This window comes from Kribbella voronezhensis (assembly GCF_004365175.1).
GTDB classification, from domain to species: domain Bacteria; phylum Actinomycetota; class Actinomycetes; order Propionibacteriales; family Kribbellaceae; genus Kribbella; species Kribbella voronezhensis.
Genome location: NZ_SOCE01000002.1, coordinates 1,611,148 through 1,617,691, shown reverse-complemented (window position 1 = coordinate 1,617,691; position 6,544 = coordinate 1,611,148). Strand labels below are relative to the sequence as shown.

Below are 6,544 nucleotides of genomic sequence, written 5' to 3'. Positions count from 1 at the left end.
GATGGTACTGCGACCGGGAGGTCGTGGGAGAGTAGGACGTCGCCGGACATTCACACTGTTAAGGGCCACCCACACGGGTGGCCCTTAATGTGTTTTACGGACTATTTCCTGGCCTTCTGCTCGTCGTACTCGAGCAGATGCAGGACGGGTACGCCGAGATGCCGGCGGGCGGAGTTCGTCCAGTCGAGGTGGAAGAACTCGGCGACGATGTGCGGCCGGGTGAGGATGATGACCTCCTGGCCGCCGACCTTCTTCACCGTTGCCCGGAGCGCGTCGATCGGCCGGTCGTGCGAGATGCCGCCTTCGGCCTGCTGACCGAGATCCCGCAATCGTTGCACGCTCCGCCCGGTGCAGTCCGAGGCCTCGCTGTCGATGGCTTTCTGTGCCTCGGCGAGATCCTCCCGCTGATCCGCGAGCCCGGCGCCGTACAGATCGGCGGTGCCGAGGGCGCTCAGTGACGCCTCGACGCCGGCTTCGGCGTTGTGACACGGCACCAGCACGTGGTACTTCACGGTCTCTGGCATGTCCTGGTGCAGCTCGACTACGCGCTTGGCGTCCGGCTCGGTGAGTTCTTGTTCGACGAGCAGTACGACGTCGTACATGGTCAGTACCTCCGGTCCTACCAGTCGGTATGCCCCCATCATGCCCCGTCCGCGGGCAGAATGGCGGACATGCAGCTACCTGTGATGCCCCCGGTTCCGCCGATGCTGGCGAAGGCGGTGAAGCAGTTCCCGGCCGGCGAGGTCAGTTTCGAGCCCAAATGGGACGGTTTCCGCTCGATCATCTTCCGTGACGGCGACGACGTCGAGATCGGCAGCCGCAACGAGAAGCCGATGACGCGGTACTTCCCGGAGCTGGTCGAGGCGATCAAGGCGAACCTGCCGGAACGCTGTGTGATCGACGGCGAGATCATCCTGGTCGGTCCGTCGGGGGACAGGCTGGACTTCGAGATGCTGCAGCAGCGGATCCACCCCGCGGCCTCGCGGGTCAAGATGCTGTCGGAGACGACTCCGGTGCGCTTCGTGGCGTTCGACCTGCTCGCGCTCGGCGACACCGATTACACGGAGCGCCCGTTCGCCGAGCGGCGCGCCGCGCTGGAGGACGCGCTCAAACCGGCCAAGGCGCCGATCCACCTCACCCGTACGACGACCGACCTGGACACCGCCAAGGAGTGGTTCCACCAGTTCGAAGGTGCAGGCCTCGACGGCGTGATCGCCAAGCCGCTCGACGGGCTGTACGAGCCGGACAAGCGGACCATGTTCAAGATCAAGCACGAACGTACTGCGGACTGCGTCGTCGCCGGCTACCGGCTGCACAAGAGCGGGCCGAACCGGATCGGATCGCTGCTCCTCGGTCTGTACAACGCGGACGGCGTGCTCGCGAGCGTCGGGGTGATCGGTGCGTTCCCGATGGCGCGGCGAGAAGAGCTGTTCGAGGAGATGCAGGAGCTCGTCACCGACTTCGACGACCACCCGTGGGCCTGGGCGAAGCAGGAAGAGGGCAATCGGACCCCGCGCAACGCGGAGGGCAGCCGCTGGCAGGCGGGCAAGGACCTCAGCTTCGTGCCGCTGCGCCCTGAGCGCGTGGTGGAGGTGCGCTACGACCACATGGAGGGCGTGCGATTCCGTCATACGGCACAGTTCGTGCGCTGGCGCGAGGACCGTACGCCGGAGTCGTGCACCTATGAGCAGCTCGAGGAGCCGGTGAAGTTCGACCTGGGCGACGTCCTGGGCTAGCCGGTGGTGATGACGGCGGCACCCTGGTCAACGGCATCAGCCCGACCCGGTCCGGGCTAAGGCTCGATGACGGTGGGGTGGGAGTCGGGATGGTCCCACCACCAGGGGCGGAGTTCGGCGTTTTCGGCGATGGTGGTGCGGTAGGTATCGATGAAGGCGCGGTGAATGAGGTCGAGCTCGGCCTGGGTGACGTTCTCGGGCCGGTAGCGCAGCACCCGGCGCCACGAGATGGGCTGACCGACCAGGGGACGAATCACTGACCCGGCGATGTCGCGGACGGTGGGCGCGCACAGGCTGATCCCACGACCCGCAGCGATCAACTGCTCGATCTCCGTGGTGTCGAGGTTGTAGTAACGGAACTGCGGGGTGAACCCGAGCCGCTCGCACGCATCGCGGAGTGACGCGAGATCACCGTCCTCCTTGCCGGCCGGCGGGCAGATCCACACATCGTCAGCAAGATCAGTCAGCGTGATGTCGGTACGGTCAGCCAGCCGATGGTCCAGCGGCAGCGCAAGCGCGAACGGCTCGGGATGGACCATCGTCTGTTCCCGGACGCCTGGCGGACAAGGCGGTGCATGGTCATCGTCGCAGCGCCCGATCATCGCCACGTCCAACACGTCAGCAGCCAGCAGATCCGTCAGGGTCGCACACGACGCATCGACCTGGGTGCTGAACTCCCGCTCGGGTAACACGTCCTCCAGGCGGGCCAGCCACGCGCCGAACATCACCGTCCGCAGCGAACCGAGCCGCAGCGTCCTCGGCGCATCGGTGTAGCGCCGGCTGCTGCCGAGCAGATCGTCCATGTCCGCGAGCATGGCCCGCGCCCGACCCAGGACATGCCGACCGAGCGGAGTCGCCATCACGCCGTACGGGCCTCGCTCGAACAGCGGACCGCCGATCGCCTCCTCGATCCGATGCAACTGAGCCGTCAACGACGGCTGCGACACCCCCAACGCGGCAGCCGCCTTCGACACACTGCCCGTGTCCGAGACCCGGCAGACGATCCGCAAGTGGCGCAGTTCCAACTCCATAGCGGTGAGGTTATGCCCTGTTGGGATATCACAGCCACCACTTGCGGATGCCAATGTCTTCACTCAGAGGACGCCGGGAGTTCATCCACCTGCCCAGCGGATCCCAGGCCTCCTCGCCCCCGCCATCCGCCGGTCGGTCTGCAGCCCTCGGCCGGTGGCGGGGGCCCGCCCCGTCCCCAGTGAGGAAATTTCGTGAAGAGCACACCCCTGCGCCTCGTCGCAGCCGGTTGCGTCCTGAGCCTGGCAGCCGCCGCGACAGCGGTGGTCGCCATGAAGATGCCCGCGGCAACCGCCCAGTCGGCGGCCCCGGTCGACCCGCCTGTCGACGCCCGGGTGGCCGCGGTGCGGACCGCCGACCGCCTCGTCCATGGCCGCGCAGCCGAACTCAAGGCAGGCCCCGGCGACCAGTTCATTCGCCAGCAGGACATCAGTACGCCGTGGGGCCTGCAGTACGTCGCCTACCAGCGCACGTACTACGACCTGCCCGTCGTCGGCGGTGACCTCGTCGTCACGACCGATGCCAAGGGCAACGCCAAGAGCATCAACGTCGCACAGCAGCAGGACATCACCGTCGGCCGCCGCCCCTCGATCACCAAGGCCGCCGCGAAGAAGGCCGCCAAGAAGGCGATCGACAAGGCGCAGCTGATGCCAGGCGAGCCGACCCTGGTCGTGTACTCCGGCAAGGCCAAGCCGGTGCTCGCCTGGGAGACCGTCGTGCAGGGCCGCAACCACGGCGAGCTGAGCCGGCAGAAGGTGTACGTCGACGCGCGCACCGGCAAGGTGGTCGACGCGATCGAGCAGACCGCCGCCGGTACCGGCACGGGCATCTGGGAAGGCCCGAACCTCACCATCGGTACGACGAAGACCACTTCGGGGTACTCGATGACCGACCCCGCGCGGCCGAACCTGCACTGCGGCGACTCGGCCACCGGTACGACGTACACCGGCACCGACGACGTGTGGGGGAGCACGTCGAAGACCGACAAGGAAGCCGGCTGCACCGACGTCATGTACGTCGCGGCCGGCGAGTGGGACATGCTGAAGAACTGGTACGGGCGCAACGGGCTCGACGGCCAGGGCAAGTGGGCCGACGCGCTGGTCGGTCTGGGCGACGTGAACGCCTACTGGGGTTCGCAGTACAACCCGGACGGCGTGATCTTCGGGTACAACAACGCCCGGAACTGGATCACCCCGGTCGACGTGGTGGCGCACGAGTACGGCCACGGGCTCGACGCGATGACGCCGGGCGGCCTGTCCGGCTGGCCGTCGCAGGAGGCGGTCGCCGATATCTGGGGCACGCTGACCGAGTTCTACCTGAACAACCCGAACGACCCGCCGGACTACGAGATCGGCGAGGAGATCAACCTCACCGGCAGCGGCCCGATCCGGTACATGTACCAGCCGTCCAAGATCTCCGGGATGCCCGACTGCAACTCCAGCAGCCTGCCGAACGAGATCCACGCCTCCGCCGGCCCGATGAACCACTGGTTCTACTTGCTTGCCGAAGGCACCAACCCGACCGACGGCCAGCCGGCCAGCCCGACCTGCAACAACACCAAGTTGATGGGGATCGGCCACCAGGAAGCCGGCAAGCTGTTCTACAACGCGATGCTCGGCAAGACCTCGGGCATGACGTACGGCAAGTGGCGGTCCACCACCCTGACCGCGGCGAAGAACCTGGACTCCACCTGTGCGCTGCACGCCAAGGTGAAGGCTGCCTGGGACGCCGTGTCGGTGCCCGCTCAAGCCGGCGAAGCAACCTGTACTGCGACCGGCAACGACTTCAGCCTGTCGGTGTCGCCGGCCAACGGCACGGTCAAGCCGGGGGAGTCCGCCACAGCCACGGTGAACACCGTGATCGGCAGTGGCGCGGCCCAGACCGTTCGTTTCACCGCCAGCGGCCTGCCGACCGGAGCGACCGCGACGTTCGCGCCGAGCTCGCTGCAGTCGGGCAACTCGACGACGCTCACGATCGCGACAGCGTCGAGCACGCCGGAGGGCACGTACGACGTCAAGCTCACTGGGGACGGCACGGACGTCGACAAGACCGCGACGTACCGGTTGACCGTCGGCGGGTCCGCCCCGCCCGCCGGCGTACCGGACATCGACGTGAACAACGTCAAGGCGCACCTGGCCGCGCTGCAGCAGGCGGCCGACAACAACGGTGGCAACCGCCGCGCCGGGAGCGCCGGACATACGGCGTCGGTGAGCTACATCGAGCAGAAGCTGCGCGACGCCGGCTACACGGTCGCCAAGCAGCGCTGCACGAGCTGCCAGTACCCCTCCGACAACCTGATCGCCGACTACCCCGGTGGTGACACCAGCCAGGTGGTCATGCTGGGCGCTCACCTGGACAGCGTCAGCGCCGGTCCGGGCAGCAACGACAACGGGTCCGGCTCCGCGACGATCCTCGAGGTCGCGCTGCGACTCGCCAAGGACAAGCCGTCACTGGCCAAGCACGTCCGCTTCGGCTGGTGGACCGACGAGGAGCAGGGGCTGAACGGCTCGGAGTACTACGTCGGCCAGCTGTCCTCCACGGACCGCTCGAAGATCAAGGCCTACCTGAACTTCGACATGGTCGCGTCGCCGAACGCGGGCTACTTCATCAACAACATCACCTCCACCACCGGCAAAGTGCTGAAGGCCTTCTACGACGGGCTTTCGCTGCAGCCGGAGGAAGACGTCGAAGGCGCCGGCCGGTCCGACGACGCTTCGTTCTCGAACGTCGGTATCGCCACCAGCGGTCTCGCCTCCGGTGCTTCGGCCCGCAAGACGACGGCCCAGGCGCAGAAGTGGGGCGGTACGGCGAACTCGGCGTACGACTCCTGCTACCACTCGGCCTGCGACAAGTACCCGACCAACATCAACACCACCGTGCTGGACCGCGCTGCCGACGCTACGGCGTACGCGGTCTGGAACCTGGCAGTCGGCGATGCCCCGCCGGCCGGCAGCGACTTCTCCGTGTCACTGAACCCGATCTCGGGCTCTGTGGCAGCAGGCGACTCGGTGCAGACGACAGTGGGTACTACGACCAGCAGCGGCAACCCGCAGTCGGTACAGCTCGCAGCCAGCGGCCTGCCGACCGGTGCCACGGCGACCTTCACCCCGTCGTCGGTGACGTCGGGCAGCTCGTCGACCCTCAAGATCACCACCACGGCATCGGTTGCCGCAGGCACCTACCCGGTGACAGTGACCGGAACGGGGGCGGTCAGCCACTCCACGACGTACACCCTGACCGTGACCGGTACGTCCACCGGCACGGTGACCGTCCAGAACCCGGGCAGCCAGTACGGGTTCGTCGGCTGGTCGAGCTTCCCACTCCAGATCAAGGCCACCTCGAGCTCGGGGCAGCCGATCACCTACCGGGCGACCGGCCTCCCTGCAGGCCTGTCGATCAGCACGACCGGCGTGATCTCAGGCACCCCGACCAGCCGGGGCTCTTACACGGCGACAGTGACTGCAACGGACAGTGGCGGGGCAAGCGTTAAGGCCACTTTCCCTTACACGATCTGGTAGGACCCGGCCCGCCCCCGGGCCGCCCACCAGGCGGCCCGGGGGCCTTCTCCCCAACCCGAACAGGAGCACCCGCGATGACCACACCCCGACGTACCGCGACCACGATCCGCCCCCAGGCAACGGCCGACCAATACATCCGCCAACAGGACACCTGCACCCCCTGGGGCCTCCACTACAACGCCTACCAGGACACCTACCGCCCGACCCAGCCCCGCCCCTCAACCCGCCGAACCCCCCGCAAACACATCACCGCCTAACCAC

Annotated in this window: 5 protein-coding genes; 3 read left to right on the top strand and 2 right to left on the bottom strand. The window is 67.4% G+C overall.

Annotation, left to right across the window (positions count from 1 at the left end):
* Positions 1 to 101: 101 nt before the first annotated feature.
* The gene (locus EV138_RS34725) at positions 102 to 644 is read right to left on the bottom strand and encodes a hypothetical protein (RefSeq protein ID WP_238158563.1); all 543 of its coding nucleotides are present in this window, start codon (positions 642 to 644) and stop codon (positions 102 to 104) included.
* A gap of 27 nt (positions 645 to 671) precedes the next feature.
* Between EV138_RS34725 and EV138_RS34720 the strand changes: the two genes are divergently transcribed.
* The gene (locus tag EV138_RS34720; RefSeq protein WP_133984426.1) at positions 672 to 1,736 is read left to right on the top strand and encodes an ATP-dependent DNA ligase; all 1,065 of its coding nucleotides are present in this window, start codon (positions 672 to 674) and stop codon (positions 1,734 to 1,736) included.
* A 56-nt stretch (positions 1,737 to 1,792) separates the two neighbouring features.
* On the opposite strand, the gene EV138_RS34715 is transcribed toward EV138_RS34720, so the two are convergent.
* Positions 1,793 to 2,767, bottom strand: coding sequence for a LysR family transcriptional regulator (locus tag EV138_RS34715; protein WP_238158562.1), 975 nt, complete (start codon positions 2,765 to 2,767; stop codon positions 1,793 to 1,795).
* A 192-nt stretch (positions 2,768 to 2,959) separates the two neighbouring features.
* On the opposite strand from EV138_RS34715, the gene EV138_RS34710 reads away from it, so the two are divergent.
* Both EV138_RS34710 and EV138_RS34705 read left to right on the top strand, forming a co-directional pair.
* Positions 2,960 to 6,283, top strand: coding sequence for a M28 family peptidase (locus EV138_RS34710; protein ID WP_133984424.1), 3,324 nt, complete (start codon positions 2,960 to 2,962; stop codon positions 6,281 to 6,283).
* Between the two features lie 74 nt (positions 6,284 to 6,357).
* Entirely contained in the window at positions 6,358 to 6,540 is a 183-nt protein-coding gene (locus EV138_RS34705; protein ID WP_133984422.1) for a hypothetical protein, read from the top strand.
* Positions 6,541 to 6,544 lie beyond the last annotated feature (4 nt).